This window comes from Streptomyces sp. NPDC059679 (assembly GCF_042734105.1).
GTDB lineage: Bacteria > Actinomycetota > Actinomycetes > Streptomycetales > Streptomycetaceae > Streptomyces.
In genome coordinates this window covers 341,793-360,975 of record NZ_JBHWES010000003.1, presented here as the reverse complement: position 1 = coordinate 360,975, position 19,183 = coordinate 341,793, and the positions used below count along the sequence as shown (strand labels likewise).

Genomic DNA, 19,183 nt, shown 5'->3' with positions numbered 1-19,183 from the left:
GCTACGCCGACTCCCGTACCACCAGCTCCGGTTCGAAGAGGACTGAGGTCGGCTCGGTGCGCATGCCCCGGACGTGTTCGTCGAGCAGCCGGGCCATCGTCGCCGCCATGTCCTCCACCGGCTGGCGCACCGAGGTCAGCGGCGGCCGGCAGGTGGTGGCCACGATGGAGTCGTCGAAGCCGACGACCGCGACGTCGTCCGGCACCCGTCGGCCGCGTTCCCTCAGCACCTGGCAGACTCCCTGGGCCATCAGGTCATTGGCCGCGAACACCCCTTCCACATCGGGATGTTCGGCGAGCAGCGCCGTCATCGCCGTCACCCCGCTGTCCAGGGTGAAGCCCCCCTCGGCCACCGGAACATACGGATGGCCCCCGCGGCCCATGGTGTCGCGGAATCCGGCGAGCCGCTCCTGACTGGCGGACACCGTCGACGGCCCCGACACGGTGGCCACTCTCCGGCACCCCCGGGCCAGCAGACGCTCGGCCGCGAGGCGGCCGCCATCCCAGTGCGCCAGATCGACATGGCTGAGTGCGACCGGCCGCACGGGCCGGGCGAACAGCACGGCGGGCAGTCCGGCGTCGGCCAGCAGCGTGGGCAGCGGATCGCCGGAATGGGTGGACACCACGAGGGCGCCGTCCGCGTTCCCCTGCCGCAGATACCTCAGCACCTCCTGCCTGGCCTCGGAGGACTCGGCGAACATCAGCACCGGGTGCATCGAACGAGGCCGCAGGAATCCGACCACCCCACCGACGACCCGGCCGAAGAACGGGTCGGTGAACACCCGCGCGGCGAAGGCGTTCCGCTCCTCCTCCGAGGACTCACCGACCCCGGAGACCACGAGCGCAACGGTCCCGGTACGCCGGGTCACCAGCGATCTGGCCGCCCGGTTGGGCGTGTAGCCGGTCCTCTCGATCGCGAGGCGCACCAGGTCCTGGATGGCCGGATCGACATTGCGGACGCCATTGACGACCCGGGAGACGGTCGCCCGGGAGACACCGGCCTCCCGGGCGACATCCTCCAGGGTCGGGGCCTGTCGGTTCATGCCCCGCACCCTAATGGCAGCGCGCCCCGGCGTCATAGAGCGCTCTCCCACCCCGCCACGGGTCAGCGGTAGACGCCGAACTCGTAGAGCGAGTAGCCATAGCCGGTGCCGCGAGCCGTGCCATGGACACGGACGTAGCGGCCAGTGCCCGCGATGTCGAAGTCGTCCACGCCACCGTTGCCGTCGGTCACCTCACGGACGGTGCGCCAACTCTGCGCGTCGTCGGAGGTCTGGATGGTGTACGTCCTGGCGTAGGCGGCCTCCCAGGCCAACTGGACGTGGGTGAAGGCGGTGGACGCCCCGAGGTCCACCTGGACCCACTGCGGATCGCTCCAGTCGCCGGCCCAGCGGGTGTCCGTCTTGCCGTCCACGGCGTTGGCGGCGGTGCAGGGGCAGTCGCCGCCGCCCGTCTGGTAAGAGGAGGCGGTGGCCGACTTGCCGAGGGCCACATTGGTGCCGTTCACGGCGGGTGGGACGACCCGTACGGAACGGGTCTCGATCCCGACGTTGCCCTTGCCGTCGGTGGCCTTGACGTAGACCTTCCACACGCCGAGCCGGTCCGGCGCGGTGACCCTCAGCCGACCGCCGCCGAGGTCGGTGGTGGGCAGCGGGGTGAGCTTCTTGTCCTTGTCGATGTACATGGTGCTGCCCAGCACCTGGTAGGAGATGGCGTCGCCATCGGGGTCGGTGGCCTTGACCGTAAGCGTCAGGGGGCGGCCCACCTCCACCTTGGTGGCATCGCCGTCCACGGCCAGTCCGGAGACGACCGGTGGTGTGTTGTCGCGCGAAATGTCCGCGCCGTACGCCTTCTTCACCGCGTAGTACGACAGCCGCTTCTGGCCGGCGGGCAGCAGATTGAACCAGACGCCGCCGAAGTCGTCCTCGGTGCCGTAGTGGAACATCGTGGCGCCGAGCGCGACGCCCTTGTGACCGGTGACGCAGTTCCACGCCTTGGTGTAGCCCTCGGCCTTGGCCTGGTCGGCGGGCTCCTGTGGTACGCCGTTGGGGTCGTCGGGGACCTCCCACTCCCCCGCGGGGCCGGTCTCGGTCACGATGTAGGGCTTGGTGTAGCCGCCCTGTTCCCAGGTGGCCTTGATGTCGCAGACGGCGTCGTAGGAGTTGACGGCGTACAGGTCGAGGTCGGGGGCGTTCTTCTGGTAGTACGGCCAGGCGCCGGTCCACGCGTCGGTGGAGGTGACCGGGTGGTCGGGGTCGACGCCATGGATCTTCTTGGCGATGTCGTTGACGAACGTGGTGTAGGCGTCACGCTGTCGTTCCAGCTCATCGCCGCCGTAGCAGTTCTGCAGACCGAGTACCGACTCGTTGCCGACGTTCCACATCAGCACGCCCGGGTGGTCCTTGTAGGCGGAGACCCACTTGGGGAACTCGCCGAGCATCTGGTCCTTGTAGGCGGTGTCCGTCCGGTAGTTCACACAGCCGCCGCTGCCCGGCCCGCCGCCGGGCTGCAGCCAGAAGCCGGCGATCACCTTGATGCCGTGGGCGGCCGCGGAGTCGAAAAGGGGTTTGCTGGTGGCGTCGGTGCCCCAGGTGCGGATGGTGTTGACGCCCATCGACCGCAGGTCGGGCAGGTAACGGTCGGCGTCCGCTATGGCGGGGCCCCAGGTCAGGCCCTTGATCTGATACGGCTGGCCGTCCACGGTCAGCCGCCAGTCGCCGGGGGCGCCGGCGACCTTGACGACGCTTCCGGCGGCGTGTGCCTGCTGGCCGGGCAGCGCGAGGGCGCCGGCGGTCAGCAGGCCGGCGGTGAGGGGCGCCGCGATGCGGCGTGGAACGGTACGGTTCCGGGTCATGGTGGGGTGTCTTTCGGAGTGGGGGAAGCGGAAAGCGGCCCGGCCGCGCCGGTGTTCACCCGGGCGGCCGGACCACGGTTCAGGGCAGTTCGTAGTGGTCGTCGAGGGCCGCTCCGGCCTCGGGGTGGGTCTGGTCGTACCCGCGGGCGTCGCACTGCAGCGCCCCGACGACGCAGTGGTCGACGAGCGCCTTGAGCGTGGGCGCGTCCCAGGCGTTGAAGAAGTCGTAGTGGAACGACCAGCTCGGGCCGGAGGCCAGCCTCACCTGGGAGAGGTCACCGTTGACCGGGAAGGCCATTTTGAACTCGATCATCGGCAGCGCGACCGGGTGGTCGGCCGGGCACACATTGTTGTTCGTCCCGGGGTTGACCACGGGGTAGGCCATATGGCTGCGGTGGTCGGGCGTGTCCAGGTACTTGCCGTCCCAGCAACTGGGCGCCTGAAAGCGAATGTTGACCTGGACTTCCGGCCGGCTCGGGCAGTCCTTGGGGAACTCGACGTTGAAGAAGCTGTCGCCGCACTCCCAGCCCTCGACGAAGCCGGGGTGGCGGCGGAACTCCTCGGCGCTCTGCATCGGGTTGCCCACCACGAAGCGCAGCCCCTTCGGGAACGGCCGCACGCTGGTGTAGTCGGTCACGCCCGCCTTGTAGTAGATGGTCTGCGGGCCGACCGGCAGCACCGGCCGGTCGCCCTGGAAGAGCGTGGGCATCCAATAGCCCGACTTGTCCCCCGGCGCCTTGCACGTGGTGCGGCCGGCAGCGAGGGAGGCCGTGGTGCTGGCCGCGTCGGTGGTGGTGTTGCCCATGAAGGTGTGGTCATGCGACGCGCCCGGCTGCTGCGGATACACGATGGGGTCGTCCGCCTTGGTGTGGCTCACCGAGCAGTTGGCCTGGAACTCGTGGAAGTAGCGGTGGGGCGGCTCCTTCGTGGACGGGGTGACGCCGGTGACCGGCGGGTCCGCGGGAATGTAACCGTCGCCGTCCGGGTCCTCGGGCGAGGAGGCGGACGGCGCCGCCATGACATGCCCCGCGTGGGCGGCCGTGACGCCGCCCACGGGCTGCGCCGGGGGCGCTTCGGCGCTCATCGCGATACCACCGAGCCCGAGCGAGGTCAGCAGCATCGCGCCTGCGATCAGGGTTCCTGAGACGATCTTCGATCTCCGTGCCATGGAGACTCCTGCCACATGGAGAGAAGGCGAAAGTGGTCAGGCGGCCGGGCACGGCGAGGTTCCGCGGCGCCGTGGGTGCGGGCCGGGCCGCCCGTATGACGGGCCGTCACAGGCCCGCGACAACGAGTGGGAGAGCGCTCTCCGAGATGCGAGTGTCACGGCGGTGACGCGAAAGTGTCAAGGCGTCCAGCGGAGAGGATCACCGCCAGCCTCTATTACTTCTTGAAGATAGCGACCGCAGACGCCGACGGCTGCATCCCACCCAAGCGCTCCCAAACTGTCCCAATTACCAGGCGAGTTTGGGATCGAAAAGCAACAACGGGTAAGGAGTGCGGTCACAACTCTTGACGTCTCGTTCACATGGATGAAGCATGCGACGGCAAGAGAGCGCTCCCTCACCCCCCATCTCGTTCATTTACTGAACCAGGAGAGTCGCCCCCATGACGCCTTCCCCCAGGCACTCCTCTCCCGACCGCCCCGCCGACCGCCCCGCCGTCGGCCGTAGAGCGGTCCTCGGCGCCGCGGCCGCCGCCGCATCGGCCCCCGCCCTCCTCGGCCTGTCCGCTCCCGCCTCCGCCGCCCCCGCGGGCCGGAGCAGGAGCCCGCGCGCCCTGCCGGGTGGCGGCGACCTCGGTCCCAACGTCATCGTCTTCGACCCGTCCACGCCCGGCATCCAGGCCAAACTGGACGAGGTGTTCAAGAAGCAGGAGTCGGCACAGTTCGGCACCGGGCGCTACGCCCTGCTGTTCAAACCCGGCACCTACCACGGGCTCAACGCCCAGCTCGGCTTCTACACCTCGATCGCCGGGCTGGGGCTGTCTCCCGACGACACGACCATCAACGGCGATGTCACGGTCGACGCCGGGTGGTTCAACGGCAATGCCACGCAAAACTTCTGGCGCTCCGCGGAGAACCTCGCGCTCATACCGGTCAACGGCACCAACCGCTGGGCCGTGGCGCAGGCGGCGCCCTTCCGGCGTATGCATGTCCGCGGCGGCCTCAACCTCTCCCCCGACGGCTACGGCTGGGCGAGCGGCGGTTACATCGCGGACAGCCGCATCGACGGCCAGGTGGGGCCGTACTCCCAGCAGCAGTGGTACACCCGCGACAGCGCCGTCGGCGGCTGGCTCAACGCCGTGTGGAACATGGTGTTCTCCGGTGTGGAGGGCGCGCCCGGGCAGAGCTTCCCCAATCCGCCGTACACCACGATCGACACCACCCCCATCTCCCGGGAGAAGCCCTTCCTCTACCTCAATGGCAGCGAGTACCGGGTCTTCCTGCCCGAGAAGCGGACCAACGCCCGCGGGGTCACCTGGGGCAACGGCACCCCCAGAGGCACCTCGCTGCCCCTGTCGCAGTTCTATGTGGCCAAGCCCGGCGTCACCGCGGCCACCCTGAACGAAGCACTCGCCCAGGGGCTCCAGCTGCTGCTCACCCCGGGGATCTACCACCTCGACCAGCCGATCCAGGTGAACCGGGCGAACACTGTCGTCCTCGGGCTCGGCTACGCCACCCTCATTCCCGACAACGGCGTCACCGCGCTGAAGGTCGCCGATGTCGATGGGGTCCGGCTGGCCGGTTTCCTCATCGACGCCGGACCGGTCAACTCCGCCACCCTGCTGGAAGTCGGCCCGCAAGGGGCCTCGGCCGACCACTCGGCCAACCCCACCACCGTGCAGGACGTGTTCATACGCATCGGCGGCGCGGGCCCCGGCAAGGCCACCACCAGCATGGTGATCAACAGCCGTCACACCATCGTCGACCATACCTGGGTCTGGCGCGCCGACCACGGAGACGGCGTCGGCTGGGAGACCAATCGGGCCGACTACGGAGTCCGGGTCAACGGTGACGACGTCCTCGCCACGGGGCTGTTCGTGGAGCACTTCAACAAGTACGACGTGCAGTGGTTCGGTCAGCGGGGCCGCACCATCTTCTTCCAGAACGAGAAGGCATACGACGCCCCGAACCAGGCGGCCGTCCAGAACGGCTCCATCAAGGGCTACGCGGCCTACAAGGTGGCCGACTCGGTGACCACGCACGAAGGATGGGGGCTCGGCAGCTACTGCTACTACAACGTGGACCCGAGCATCGTGCAGCACCACGGCTTCGCCGCCCCGAACGCGCCGGGGGTGAAGTTCCACAACCTGCTGGTCGTCTCTCTCGGCGGCAACGGCCAGTACGAACGCGTCATCAATGACACCGGATCCCCCACCTCGGGCACCTCCACCGTGCCCTCCACCGTGGTGTCATATCCCTGATCCGCGATTCCTCACGAGCCGGTGCCCTGACGGACCGCCTCGCAGGTGGTCATGGGGTCCGGGTGGACCGTCTGGCCGAACGAGGCATGGCATCCGCCCGGCCCCCAGCGACGACGGTGCGGGTTCAGCCCAGCAGCAGGGACCTTGGCTGCGCGGACAGTGCCCGGTCGAGGACGAGGGACGCCGCCCCCACCGCGGCCACATTCTCACCCAGGGTGGTGGAAAGGACCGTCGTCGGGTGGGTCGCCCTGACGAACGGGGACCGAGCGACCATCGGTTCGATGGTCGTGAGCAGACGGTTCGCGAGCAGTTGCCAGGTGGGTCCGCCGAAGACGATGGTGCCGACGTCAAGGAGCGTCGCCGCCGCACACACACCTCGGCCGATGCGGATGCCCAGGCGCTCGATGATGCCGTCCGCCTGCTCCTCCCCTTCCCCGGCGAGCTCCGCGAGCCGCTTCAGACCGCGCTGGGCATCGGCCGGGTCGAGGACCGTGAACTCGGCTCCGAGCGCGCCCAGGGCGATGGCCTCGTCGACGAGCGTCCGGGTCGAAAAGGCCGCGCCGAGTCCGCCGACCTCGCCGGCGTTCGCTGACGCGCCGCGCAGCACGGTGTCCTCCACCACGAGCCCCATTCCGGAACCGGTGCCGAGGTAGAAGAAGAGCAGGTTGCGGCTGTCGGTGGCCGCCCCGGCCCAACGCTCCGCGACGACGGCGGCCGTGACGTCCTTGTCGAGCAGGGCCGGGAATCCGGTTGCCGCACTGAGCCGGTCACGCAGCGGATAGCGGCCCCAGCCACGCAGTTCCGGCGGATCGACGACCCATCCGGCAGCCGCGTCGATCGGCCCCGGCGCCGCGATGCCCAGCCCCAGGATCGCTGCCGTTTCCACTCCCGCTTCCGCCACGAGCCCACCTACCGAGGCAGCCATGTCAGCCACGGTCCCGTCGGTGTCACCGCCGCTCGGGGTCCGCCGGCTGCGCTGGGCCACGACCGTGCCGAGCAGGTCCACCAGGACGCAGTTGATGACGGCCGGGTCGAGGTGGACTCCCACGGCATAGCGGGACGTGGGGACGATTTCGAGAAGCGTGCGAGGTTTTCCGCTGCCTGTGTTGTGCTTGCCCGATTCGCGGGCCACGCCTTGGTCGAGCAGCCGCCGCGTGATGTTCGAGACGGTCTGCGCGGACAGGCCGGTGGCCTGAGCGAGTTCCACGCGGCTCAGGCCGGTGGGGTGGCGGCGGATGGCGTCGAGAATCACGGATTCGTTGAAGTCGCCCATGCGCGGCAGGTTGGTGCCGCGCCGAATGGTGGCCTTCTCGCTTCTCGCCGTCCCGGTCATCGATGCGCCTCCCCGGCCACGGCAGGGCGCAGGCGCAGGGTACGGATCTGGAAGGGCCGGAACCGGAGATCGACGTCCCGCTCGTCGTCGGGGCGAGCCGTCAGCCGCTGAGCCGGCACTTCCAGCAGGTCGCAGTCGAACGCCGCGGCGAGCGGGAAGCCCACGCGCAGGCGCGCGGCGACCACTCCACCGCACGCCTCGTACAGGCGGACCACGACGTCCCCACTGCGATCGTCCGCGAGCTTCACCGACTCCACCACGACGTCCATGGTGTCGAGTCCGACCAGGGAACGGGCAGAGGCCGGGGCCGGACGCAGCGGCAGATTCAGCGCGTAGCCCCCGGCGATCGCCCCCTCGATCCCGGTGCCCGCGAGGAGGGCGTAGCTGAAGCTGTGCCGCCCGCGATCGGCCTGCGGGTCGGGGCTGTGCGGGGAACGCAGCAGCGAGAGCCGGACCGTGGTGGTGGTTCCGCCGTCCTCGCGGGTGTCGCGGCCCACGTCGTGGCCGTATGTCGAGTCGCCCAGCAGGGCCGCGCCCCAGTGCCGTTCGCCGACGTGCACCCAACGGTGCGCCCACAGTTCGAAGCGGGCCGCGTCCCAACTGGTGTTCTCGTGTGTGGGGCGCTGCACATGGCCGAACTGGATCTCGGCGCTCTCCCGGTCCGCGTGCACATCCAGCGGCCAGGCCGCCTTGAGGACGGTGTCCCGCTCCTGCCAGTCGACGTGGTTGCGGACGATCACCTGGCGGGACTCGGCGGCGACCTCGATGTGCTGGACGAACCGGGAGGCTCCGTGGGCGCGCTCGACCCGGACCGACGCGAGCAGCGGTCCCTCGTCCACGAGGGTCACCGACTCGGCCTCGTCCAGGTCGCGCACGGTGTCGCGGTAGTACGGGTCGATGTTCCACGCCGACCACAGGTTGGGGTCGTCGGGGTGGAGCTGGAGGAGGTTGCCCGCGGTGCCGGGGGCGATGGCCTCGCGCTGTGCCGGGTGGTCGTACACCGACGTGATCAGGCCGCGGCGGTCCACGACGACCGTCAGCACCCCGTTGTCGAGGATGAAGCCCGCGTCCTGTGCCGTGGCGGTGACGGAACCCCGGTGCGTGTCCACCGTGCCGCCGGTGGCGAGCGGCGGGACGTCGGCGAGGACGGCGCTGCGTCCGTCCGAGAGACGCTGCGCTCCCGCGAACTGGCCGCCGGTGACGATGACGACCTCGCGACGGGCGTAGGGACCGGCGTTGAGCAGCGCGGGCGCACCGGGCAGGTGGCCGACCGCGTCGGCGATCAGCATCTCGAGCTCGGCGTGGGTCTCGGCGTACTCACGCTCGGCCTGCTGGTGCACCCAGGCGATGGACGAGCCCGGCAGGATGTCGTGGAACTGGTTGAGCAGGACCCGCCGCCACAGCGATTCCAGGCGCTCATACGGATACGGCGCCCCGGCCCGGATGGCGGCGGTCGCGGCCCAGAGTTCGGCCTCGCGCAGCAGGGCCTCGCTGCGCCGGTTGCCGCGCTTGGTGCGCGCCTGGCTGGTGTACGTGCCGCGATGGTTCTCCAGGTACAGCTCGCCACGCCATACGGGGAGTTGGTCGCGTTCGGAGCGTGCCGCCGCGAAGAAGTCGTCCGGCGCCTCGATGACGACCTTGGGCGAGCCTTCGAGGTCGCGCAGGCGGCGGGCCTTCTCCATCATCGAGCGGCTGGGGCCACCGGCTCCGTCGCCGTAGCCGAACGGGACGAGCGAGCGCGTCGCCACGCCCTTGTCCGCGAAGTTGTTTTCGGCGTGTGCGAGTTCGGCCGCGGTGAGGGAAGCGGCGTAGCTGTCGACGGGCGGGAAGTGGGTGAAGACACGTGAACCGTCGATGCCCTCCCACGCGAAGGTGTGGTGCGGCAGCTTGTTGGTCTCGTTCCAGGACAGCTTCTGGGTGAGGAACCACTCGGCTCCCGCGAGCTTCGCGAGTTGCGGGTAGGCGGCGGTGTACCCGAACGAATCGGGCAGCCATACGCCCTTCTGCGGGGCGCCGAACTCCTCCGCGAAGAAGCGCCGCCCGTATACGAGTTGGCGTGCGAGGGCTTCGCCGCCGGGGAGGTTGCCGTCGGCCTCGACCCACATGCCACCAACGGGCACCCAGTTGCCGTCGGCGACCGCTCGCTTCATCCGGGCGAAGATGTCCGGGTGGTGTTCCTTCATCCATGCGTACTGCTGTGCCGAGGAGCAGGCGAAGATCAGCTCGGGGTACTCCTGGGCGAGGGTCGTCATGTTGGTGAAGGTGCGCGCGCATTTGCGCACGGTCTCCCGGACCGGCCACAGCCAGGCCGAGTCGATATGGGCGTGGCCGACCGCGGCGATGGTGTGCGCGGAGGCGTGTGCGGGCCGGGCCAGCACATCGGCCAGCCGGCCGCGGGCCTGCGCCGCCGTGCCCGCCACGTCGCCCGGGTCGACGGCGTCGGCGGCGCGGCGCAGCGCGTAGCGGATCTCGTGACGCCGCGATGAGCCGAGCGGCAGCTCATGCATCAGCTCGTCGAGCACCTCGATGTCGTGGATGAGGTGCCATACGTCGTCCTCGCGCACCGCGATCTCGGCCTGCTTGAGGCGGTAGATGTGTTCGGTGCCCGCGGTCTCGCGCGAACCGTGGTGGATGTGCAAACCCGCGCTGGCCACGATGGGCGGGTTGGCCGCGAGCTCGATCAGCAGGTCCACGCGGGCGGCACCGGTGGCGGAGTCGCTGAGCAGCGCGCTTCGGTGGTAAGGGTGCAGGCCCTGGATCGGCGCACCGTGGGCATCGTGTACCAGGCCCTCGGCCTGGCCGCCGGGCCCCTTGGTGAGATCGAAGCCGAGGTCGAAGACGGCCTCGACGCGACGCCCCGTCCACTGCTCGGGTATCTCCGCACTCGCCCGCAGCCACGTTGTCGCCCACGGGCCGCCCCAGGTGGAGCCGAGCGTGAAGGGCTCGTAGTCGGCGTGCAGGGCGTCGGCCACGGGGACCGGTTCGCCTTCGACGAGCCAGGCGCTCAGCGTGAGCGGGCGTACGGAACTGTAGAGAGCGGGGCGGATCACACGGTCCAGCAGTTTCCGGATCCGTGTCTCGACGATCCGGCGGTCGTCATGCACGGTGCTGGTCCTTCCATGCCTCTTTTTCAGCGGCGGGCAGTCGAATGGTGTCCTGTGCGCCGTCGGCCCACGTCACGTCCGCGACCAGGGTGGTCCCCTCGGCACGGGTGGTGACCCGCGGCAGGGAGGCGGGGTCCGAACCGCCAAGGTGAACGAGGGCGACGTGGAGGGTGCCGCAGGCGACCGGGCCGTCGGTCCGCACGACGGGGGTGGCGGATACGGCGCCCAGCGCATTGCTGTCGGCTCCCGGCACCACGGACGCGGCGGGCAACCCGATTGCGCCGATGAGAGAGGAGATCAGCCCGCTGACACCTGCCACGCGGGCGGTGGCGCCTTGCGCAGCGCACGGCGCGCCCCGCGGATCGACAGCAAGGGGCCATCCGCCGATCCGCAGCACATGGCCGGTCGGCTCATCACCGGCGGCGGGGTCGACGCGCACGGCCCGTACCTCGATCGACCCGCGCAACGCGGAACCGACGGTGACCCAAGGGCCAAGCACATAAGGGGTATCGGGCCCACCGAACGGGTCCCACGTCGCGTCCTGTGGCCAGTGTGCGCGCGAGCGCGAGACGGCGGTGGCACCGTCCATGGAGATTCTGGTCGCCGGGCGGCGGTGCGAGGCACGGCCCGCGGCGTCGAGGAGCACGACCGCGTTGTCGAGCGGGCCGGCGTCCGCACAGGCGCTCGGACCGGCCGTGGGGTCGCCGGGGGTCTCGGGCGCCGTGTGTGTCGAGTAGGCGAATCGGGCGTAGCAGGGGTCGTCGGCGTGGGGCCGAGCCGGGTCGGCGTGGTCGCCGCCGTGGTTGACGACTCGTACCACACCGTCAGCGGCGGTACCGGAGACGAGCCAGCCGGGCGCGGGCAGGGGGCGCTTGAAGTCGCCTTTTTCTACGGCGAGTTGGACCTCGTCCTCGGTCCACACCGGGTGGTCCGGCGGCAAGGCGAGACCGATGAAGCCCTTGCTCGCCCAGTACGGGGACGCGGGTCCCGAGTACACCTGGAGGATGCCGCGGTAGGGCCGGTGCCAGCCGAGCGTGAGCAGTCCCCGCTCGTCCATGGCGCCGTGGTCGGTGAAGTGCCGGAGCATACGGTTCGCGAGTGCCCGGGTCTCCCCCGGTGCCAGTGGCGTCGCGTCGAACAGGGCGCCGGTCCACAGCGAGGCGAGCGCGGCGTGGCGGTACGTAAGGGAGCGGCCTTGGACGAGCGGTGAGCCGTTGGCGCCGATGAGGAGGCGCTGGTCCGCCAGGAAGCGGTGCAGCCGGGCCCGGTAGCGGTCGAGGAGTCCGCCGGGTGCCGCATGGTCGAGGATGCGGCAGAACCACAACGGGTACAGGTGCATGGCCCAGCCGTTGTAGTGGTCGAAGTTGCGGTGAGCACCGCCGGTGAGGCCGTCGGAGTACCAGCCGTCGCCCGCGTACCAGCCGTCGGTCAGTGCGATGATCCGGTCGAGGTCCTGTTGCCGCCAGTGACCGCCGGCCGTGCGGGCGAATGCCTCGGTGATGCCCTGGAACCAGATCCAGTTGTTGCCCGGCATCGGGTCGCCGACCATCAGGGCGAACCAGTCGAGGACCCGCTGCCGCACCTGGTCGTCGAGCCGGTCCCAGATCAACGGCCTCGTCTCGTGCAACGCGAGCGCGATGGACGCGGCCTCGACCTTGGCCTGGTTGCACTCGGCGAACGTGGGCCAGCGCTCCGGGTGCTTCGGGTCGGTGCCGGCGACCAGGCCCTGCGCGTACCACCCGGCGACGTCATGCGGATCGTTTCCGCCCGCTCCCGCGAGCCGGAAGCCGGCCAGCAGGAAGGTGCGGGCGAAACCTTCGAGTCCGTCGCTGTGCGCACCGTTCGCGCTGGGCACACCGGGCAGGTCGATCAGGGCGTGCTCGTCGGTGGCGTAGGGCCGGACGGCGAGCAGCAGCTGGTCTGCGGTCCGCTCCCAGCGGGCACGGTCCTCGCCTGGGGTGCGATTCATGACCGCGGCAGGCGCAGGGTCACCATCTGGAACGGACGCAGCGCGAGCACGATGCCGCCGTCGGCGCCTGTCGGTGGCTCGGCGTCCGGGAGCGGCCGCTCCAGCAGATCCGTCGGAGCGACCCGTTCGATGGCGAAGCCGTCGATGCGGACGATGGCACGGGCGCGGCCGCCGTGCGCCTCGTAGAGGCGGACAACGAGGTCGCCACTGCGGTCGTCGGCCAGCTTCACCGCGCTGACCACCACGGCATCGTTGTCCACGGCGACCAGAGGCGCGATCGCTTCGGCGGTTCCGGTGATCCGGCGCTCGGGCAGGTTGGCCCGGTGGCCCTCGCGGACGGCGTCACCGATCGTCGCGCCCGGCGCGAGCGCGTGATGGAATCGGTGCACACCCTGATCGGTCTCCGGGTCCGGGTAGCGAGGCGCACGCAGCAGCGAGGCCCGCACCGTGGTCGTGGCACCCGCGTCGGCACCCGTACGGACAGCGCGGGTCACGTCGTGGCCGTACGTCGCGTCGTTGACGAGCGCGACGCCCCAGCCCGGCTCCTCAAGATGGACGAAGCGGTGGTTGCAGGCCTCGAATTTGGCCCACTCCCAGCTCGTGTTCTGGTGGGTGGGACGGTGCACATGGCCGAACTGCGTCTCGGAGGCGTACCGGTCGGCCTTCACATCCAGCGGGAACGCCAGCTTCAGGAACTTCTCCGTCTCGTGCCAGTCGACCTCGGTGTCGATGTCGAGCCGCTTGGCGTCGGCAGGAACGGACAGCAGCTGAACCGCCTTGGAGCGCCCGAAGACCCGCTCAACCCGCACCGCTCCGCCGTCGACACGGACGTCGGCCGCCTCGGTGAGATCGCTTCCGACATTGCGGTAGAAGGCGTCCACGTCCCAGGCGTCCCACTGGTTGGGAAAGTCGGGGTGCAGCTGCAGCAGGTTGGCGGCCTGCCCCGGAGCGATCGCCTCCCGGTCGCCGGCCCGGTCGTAGGCGGAGACCACCAGGCCCCGCCCGTCGATCTCGACCCGGAGCAAGCCGTTGTCCAGGACGTAGCCGCCCCCGTCACGCGGGACAGGAGTAACACCGTCCCCGTCCGTGGCCTGTGAGGTGGCTCCCCGGGCCGGGACCGAACTGCGGGTGTGGGGCGTCGAGTTGAAAACGAGGCCGATGCCACCCGATGGGGCACCGGCCAGCGCGCGCTGCGCATCCGCGATGATGCCCTCGAGTTCCGCAGCGAGGCGCGCGTAGGTCTCGCGTGCCTCTCGGTGCACCCATGCGATCGACGAACCGGGCAGGATGTCGTGGAACTGGTGCAGCAGCACCGTCTTCCAGATCCGGTCCAACTCTTCGTACGGATACGGGAAACCGACGCGCACCGCCGCCGTCGCGGCCCACAGCTCCGCCTCGTACAGGAGGGACTCGCTGCGCCGGTTGCCGCGCTTCGTCTGCGCCTGGCTGGTGAGGGTGGCGCGATGCAGTTCGAGGTAGAGCTCGCCGACCCAGACGGGCGGGTTCGGGTATTCGGCCTCGGCCTTGGCGAAGAAGGCGGCGGGGGTCTCCCACACGACGGCCGCGGCGCCCTCCAGGCTTCGCATCCGGGCCGCCTTGGCGACCATCTCGCGCGTGGTGCCGCCTCCGCCGTCGCCATAGCCGGTCGGCGCGAGGGAGTGCGTGGCGACCCCCTTCTCCTTGAAATTCCTTGCGGCGTGGGCCAGTTGGCCGCCCGTCATTTCACAGTTGTACGAGTCGACGGGCGGGAAGTGCGTGAAGATACGGGTGCCGTCGACGCCCTCCCAGAAGAACGTGTGATGCGGGAAGGTGTTGGTGCGGCTCCACGAGATCTTCTGGGTGAGCAGGCGTGTCGAGCCCGCGGCCTTGATGATCTGCGGCAGGCCGGCCGCGAAGCCGAACGTGTCGGGCAGCCATGCCTCGTCGCTCTCGATGCCGAACTCTTCGAGGAAGAAGCGCTTGCCGTGGACGAACTGGCGGGCCATCGCCTCCGACCCTGGCATGTTGGTGTCGGACTCGACCCACATCCCGCCGACGGGTACGAACCGTCCGTCGGCGACGGCCTTCTTGACCCTGGCGTACACCTCGGGCCGGTGCTCCTTGATCCAGGCGAACTGCTGCGCCTGGGACATGGCGAAGATGAACTCGGACTCCTCCTCGATGAGTTGCGTCATGTTCGACGCCGTGCGGGCGACCTTGCGGACCGTCTCCCGCAGCGGCCACAGCCACGCGGAGTCGATGTGGGCGTGGCCGACGGCACTGATGCGGTGGGCCGCGGGTGCGGCGGGCGCGGCGAGCACACCGGCCAGTTCGTCCCGTGCGGCGTGCGCCGTGCCGTTGACGTCCTGGAGGTCGACGGTGTCCAGGGCGCGGCCGACCGCGCGCAGGATCTCCCAGCGGCGGGCCCCGTCGACCGGCAGTTCCGCCATCAGTTCGCCGAGGACCTCAAGGTCCATGACCAGGTTCCAGACCGTCTCGTCGAATACGGCCAGCCGCATCTCGCCGAGCACGTACTGGGGTGCGTCACCGGCGGTGGCCTTGTCCCCCATCGGTGTCGGCTGGAACGGAACGCCGCTCGCGTCGAGGTCCGGGTTGGAGGCCGCCTCGATGCGCCAGTGGATCCGCTCGCCGCCGGACACGGGCGCGCCGACGCCGACGTGGTTGTTCCGCGGGTGGAGTCCCTTGACCGGGGTTCCGTCGGGGGCGTGGACCAGGCCCTCGCACTGGAAGCCCGGGGTGCGCGGGGTGAATCCGAGGTCGAGGATGGCCTCGACGGTGCGGCCCGCCCACTCGGCAGGGACCGTCCCGGTGACCTTGAACCAGCTGGTCCCCCACGGCGTTCCCCACGGGGCGCCGGGGGCGATGGGGCGGGTGGGTGCCGCAAGACCCTCGGCCACCGGCACGGGTTCACCGGGGGTGGACCAGATCTCCACGGCGAGGGGTGTCATGAGGGGGTGGACGGCCGGCCGGATGCGCTCTGTGAGGACGCGTTCCAGGCGTGCTTCGACCAGCTTCCGGTCGTCGTGCATGAAAGGGGTCTCCTGTCGCTGCGAGCGGGCGGGAGGCAGTGAGGGTGTCGTTCAGCGACCGTCCACCGGGGCGGGGCGCTCGCAGGAGCTGGTCACCTGGAGGGCTCGGCCCTGAGCCGCCGCGTCCATGAGGGTGAGCATGATGTCCAGGACGTGTGCGGCGAGTTCGGCCGATGCCCGGTGCGGTCGTCCGGCCGACAGGGCAACGGCCAGGTCGGCAAGGCCCACGCCGCGTCCCGCGTCCGGGTAGCCGGCAGAGACGGGCAGCGTCGTCCAGCCGTCTCCGCGGTGGATCTCAACGGCGCCGTCGAAGCCGTTCGGGTCGGGCAGGGACAGCGAGGCGTCGGTGCCGTGGACCTCGATGCGCGGCAGCCGCGCGGCGTGGATGTCGAAGCTCATCACGAGCGTGGACAGGGCTCCACCCGCGTGCTCCAGGACGCCGGTGATGTGGGTGTCCACCTCCACCGGGAAGGCGTGCCCGGCGCGCGGGCCGCTGCCGATCGTACGCTGTGCGCGCGGTCGGGAGGACGCGCCGGTCACTCTGACCACCGGGCCGAGCAGGTGGACCAGGGCCGACAGATAGTAGGGCCCCATGTCGAGCAGTGGGCCACCGCCCGGCTGGTAGTAGAACTCCGGGTCCGGATGCCACGTCTCATGGCCCGCGGTGGTCATGAACGCGGTGGCCGCGACCGGCCTGCCGATCAGGCCGTCGTCCACCGCCTTGCGCGCGGTCTGGGTTCCGGTGCCGAGGACCGTGTCGGGCGCGCAGCCGACCCGCAGGCCTGCCGTGCGCGCCGTCTCCAGCACGGCGTCGGCCTCCTTGCGGTTGGCCGCCAGCGGCTTCTCGCCGTACACATGCTTGCCCGCGCCGAGCGCCGCAAGGGCGACCTCGGCGTGCGCGGCCGGGATCGTCAGGTTGAGCACGGCGTCCACGTCGTCCCGGGCCACCAGGTCGGCCACGGACTCCGCGACGGCCGGCTCTCCCCCGCCCGGGGCCTGCTCCGCAATGGCACGGGCGCGGCTGCGGTCGAGGTCGGTGACGGCGGTCAGGCGCAGCGAAGTCAGGCGCTCCAGCGTCGCGAGATAAGCGCCGCTGATCTTTCCGGCGCCCACGATGCCGATGTTCCAAGGCTTCAGCGGCTCGCCCACAGCAGTCCCCTTTCGGTCAGCGTGCGCACCTCGGGCACGTCGAAGTCGTCGGGCTTGTGCCCGATGGTCGAGACGAAGACCCGCCCAGCGCCCCAGGTCCTGGTCCACACGGCGGGGATCACCGCGGGCCGGTCCCGCAGTTCGTCGGCCGCGAAGGTGGTGGTGGCGAGGACGTCGATATGCGGGTCGGTGAGCACCCAGTACTGCTCGGTGTGCACGGTGAAGTCGTTGAGGCCCTCGATGACGGGATGGTCGGCTCGCTCGGGCAGCAGGCGCACGGTGTGGTCGTGGAAGCCCGGCGGGTGCATCACGAACTTGCCGCCGGTCAGCAGGTGGTAGCCGTGGTCGTGGAAGCAGTCGACGATGCCGCCGTGCCAGCCGGCGAGGCCGGTGCCCGCGCGCACCGCCGCGGCGAGGTTTTCGCTCTGCTCGCGGGTGATGGTCCCCATCGTCCAGCACTGCACGATCAGGTCGGTCGCGGCCAAGCGCTCCGCGTCCTCGTACACGGCAAGGTCCTCGGAGGTTTCCACGGTGAATCCGCGGTCCTTGAGGAACGGTACGAAGCTGTCGCTGATCGTCACGGGCTGATGCCCGTCCCAGCCGCCACGGACGACGAGCGCCCGCCGGATGTCGCTGGTCAAGGTGATGACACGCTCCCATCGGCGCCGCAGGGTGGAGTGCGGCGGTCGGAGTCGGATGAAGTCGCTCAACGGTGGTCGCGACCCAGCAGAAGTTGGCGCTGAGCAGACGCGACGGGCTCAGCATGTTGAGAAGCTACGAACCTCCGTCGCATTTTGTCAATACGTTGGATGAAGCATGGGAGGAGCCCGCGCACCCCGAGTCGACGAAGGTCTTGTTCACGCCTACCGACTCAGGTGTCAGGCCACTTATTTTCCACTCCCACTCAATTCCCGCCGGCAACCAGAATTCGCTTTGACCAGTTGCCGATTCGCGGGAGAAATGCCCGCGCCGGCCATTGACTCCGGGCAGCACCATGGTTTTGCTGGCACGCGGAGAAATGCCATGCCCCCACTCCCCCAACCCCACTGGAGGAACTCCATGGCCGTCACCAGACGCAGCGTGATCGGCGGCGCGATCGCCGCGAGCGCGGGCCTGGGCACCGTGGCCGGACTGACGAGGGCCGACGCGGCCGAGAGCGCGGGTGCCCAGCCCGCCGCCAGCGGGCCGGGCGATGTCGTCGGAAAGATATCCGTCGGCTATCAGGGCTGGTTCGCCTGCACCGGCGACGGCTCCCCCATCAACACCTGGTGGCACTGGAGCAGGGACCGGTTCCAACCTCCGTCACTGTCGAACACAACCATCAAATCCTGGCCGGATATGGCCGATTACCAGCGCGGGTTCACCACCGCGTACCCGAATCTCAACAGCGGCAGGCCCGCTCAGCTCTTCTCGTCGTGGGACCAGCAGACCGTCGACACGCACTTTCGCTGGATGCGGGAGAACAACATCGACACGGCCGCTCTTCAGCGCTTCAACCCCTTCGGGGACGAGGGTCCGACGCGCGACGGTATGGCACAGAAGGTGCGTCAGGCGGCCGAGGCGAACGGGCGCAAGTTCTACATCATGTACGACGTCAGCGGCTGGACGTCCATGCAGTCCCAGATCAAGCAGGACTGGACGGAAAAGATGAAGGCGCACACCGCGTCCGGTGCTTATGCGCGGCAGAACGGCAAGCCGGTGGTGTGTATTTGGGGGTTCGGATTCAATGACTCGGGGAGACCATTCGATCCGGCGCCGTGCAAGGACGTCGTCGACTGGTTCAAGGCACAGGGCTGTTATGTGATCGGAGGTGTGCCTACGCATTGGCGTACCGGTACCGAGGATTCACGGCCCGGATTCTCCGCCGTGTACCACTCGTTCAACATGATCTCCCCATGGATGGTGGGGCGTATCTCCAGCCCTTCCCAGTCCGATGACTTCTTCACCAACATCAATACGCCGGACAAAGCGGATTGTGACGCGAACGGCATCGACTATCAGCCGTGTGTGATGCCGGGCGATCTCCAGGAACGTCACCGCAGGCATGGTGATTTCATGTGGCGGCAGTTCTACAACATGGTGCGGCTGGGTGTGGGCGGCATCTACATCTCCATGTTCGACGAGTTCAACGAGGGCAATCAGATCGCCAAGACGGCGGCGACCGGGGCCGATGTGCCGTCGGGTTCGGGGATCTGGGCGCTCGACGAGGACGGTACGGCGTGCTCGTCCGACTACTACCTGCGGCTGACCGGTGACGGCGGCCGCATGCTCAAGGGGCAGATCGCTCTCACCCCCAACCGGCCGACACCGACCACGTGAG

The 19,183-nt window shown here is 69.7% G+C and carries 11 protein-coding genes; 2 read left to right on the top strand and 9 right to left on the bottom strand.

The genetic code is table 11. The annotated features are described in order from the left end of the window. Position 1: 1 nt before the first annotated feature. The 3 genes from ACFV2X_RS06510 to ACFV2X_RS06500 form a co-directional block, all read right to left on the bottom strand. Positions 2–1,042 (bottom strand): LacI family DNA-binding transcriptional regulator, encoded by a 1,041-nt coding sequence (locus tag ACFV2X_RS06510; protein WP_385612206.1) that lies wholly within the window; start codon positions 1,040–1,042, stop codon positions 2–4. 62 nt (positions 1,043–1,104) lie between these two features. Then, the gene (locus tag ACFV2X_RS06505) at positions 1,105–2,853 is read right to left on the bottom strand and encodes a discoidin domain-containing protein (RefSeq protein ID WP_385612204.1); all 1,749 of its coding nucleotides are present in this window, start codon (positions 2,851–2,853) and stop codon (positions 1,105–1,107) included. 79 nt (positions 2,854–2,932) lie between these two features. Further along, entirely contained in the window at positions 2,933–4,021 is a 1,089-nt protein-coding gene (locus ACFV2X_RS06500; RefSeq protein WP_385612201.1) for a DUF1996 domain-containing protein, read from the bottom strand. A gap of 440 nt (positions 4,022–4,461) precedes the next feature. On the opposite strand from ACFV2X_RS06500, the gene ACFV2X_RS06495 reads away from it, so the two are divergent. Then, positions 4,462–6,279 (top strand): coagulation factor 5/8 type domain-containing protein, encoded by a 1,818-nt coding sequence (locus ACFV2X_RS06495; RefSeq protein ID WP_385612198.1) that lies wholly within the window; start codon positions 4,462–4,464, stop codon positions 6,277–6,279. 124 nt (positions 6,280–6,403) lie between these two features. On the opposite strand, the gene ACFV2X_RS06490 is transcribed toward ACFV2X_RS06495, so the two are convergent. The 6 genes from ACFV2X_RS06490 to ACFV2X_RS06465 are packed head-to-tail and all read right to left on the bottom strand — an operon-like array spanning position 6,404 to position 17,504. Next, the gene (locus tag ACFV2X_RS06490; protein ID WP_385612195.1) at positions 6,404–7,612 is read right to left on the bottom strand and encodes an ROK family transcriptional regulator; all 1,209 of its coding nucleotides are present in this window, start codon (positions 7,610–7,612) and stop codon (positions 6,404–6,406) included. Next, positions 7,609–10,716 carry an alpha-mannosidase gene (locus ACFV2X_RS06485; RefSeq protein ID WP_385612192.1) on the bottom strand — a complete coding sequence of 1,036 codons (3,108 nt, stop codon included), beginning with the start codon at positions 10,714–10,716 and terminating at the stop codon, positions 7,609–7,611. The genes ACFV2X_RS06490 and ACFV2X_RS06485 overlap by 4 nt, the downstream gene beginning before the upstream one ends. Next, the gene (locus ACFV2X_RS06480; protein ID WP_385612189.1) at positions 10,709–12,685 is read right to left on the bottom strand and encodes a DUF2264 domain-containing protein; all 1,977 of its coding nucleotides are present in this window, start codon (positions 12,683–12,685) and stop codon (positions 10,709–10,711) included. Before ACFV2X_RS06480 ends, ACFV2X_RS06485 begins: the two co-directional genes overlap by 8 nt. Then, on the bottom strand, positions 12,682–15,714 hold the full coding sequence (locus ACFV2X_RS06475; protein ID WP_385612186.1) for an alpha-mannosidase: 3,033 nt from the start codon (positions 15,712–15,714) through the stop codon (positions 12,682–12,684). Before ACFV2X_RS06475 ends, ACFV2X_RS06480 begins: the two co-directional genes overlap by 4 nt. Before the next feature lie 51 nt (positions 15,715–15,765). Continuing rightward, positions 15,766–16,863, bottom strand: coding sequence for a Gfo/Idh/MocA family protein (locus ACFV2X_RS06470; RefSeq protein ID WP_385612184.1), 1,098 nt, complete (start codon positions 16,861–16,863; stop codon positions 15,766–15,768). Next, a complete protein-coding gene (locus ACFV2X_RS06465; RefSeq protein ID WP_385612181.1) occupies positions 16,848–17,504 on the bottom strand; it encodes a ThuA domain-containing protein in 657 nt (218 codons plus the stop codon). The genes ACFV2X_RS06470 and ACFV2X_RS06465 overlap by 16 nt, the downstream gene beginning before the upstream one ends. 418 nt (positions 17,505–17,922) lie before the next feature. Between ACFV2X_RS06465 and ACFV2X_RS06460 the strand changes: the two genes are divergently transcribed. Then, positions 17,923–19,182, top strand: a complete 1,260-nt coding sequence (locus tag ACFV2X_RS06460) for a glycoside hydrolase family 71/99-like protein (RefSeq protein ID WP_385612365.1) — start codon at positions 17,923–17,925, stop codon at positions 19,180–19,182. The last annotated feature ends 1 nt before the right edge of the window (position 19,183 follow it).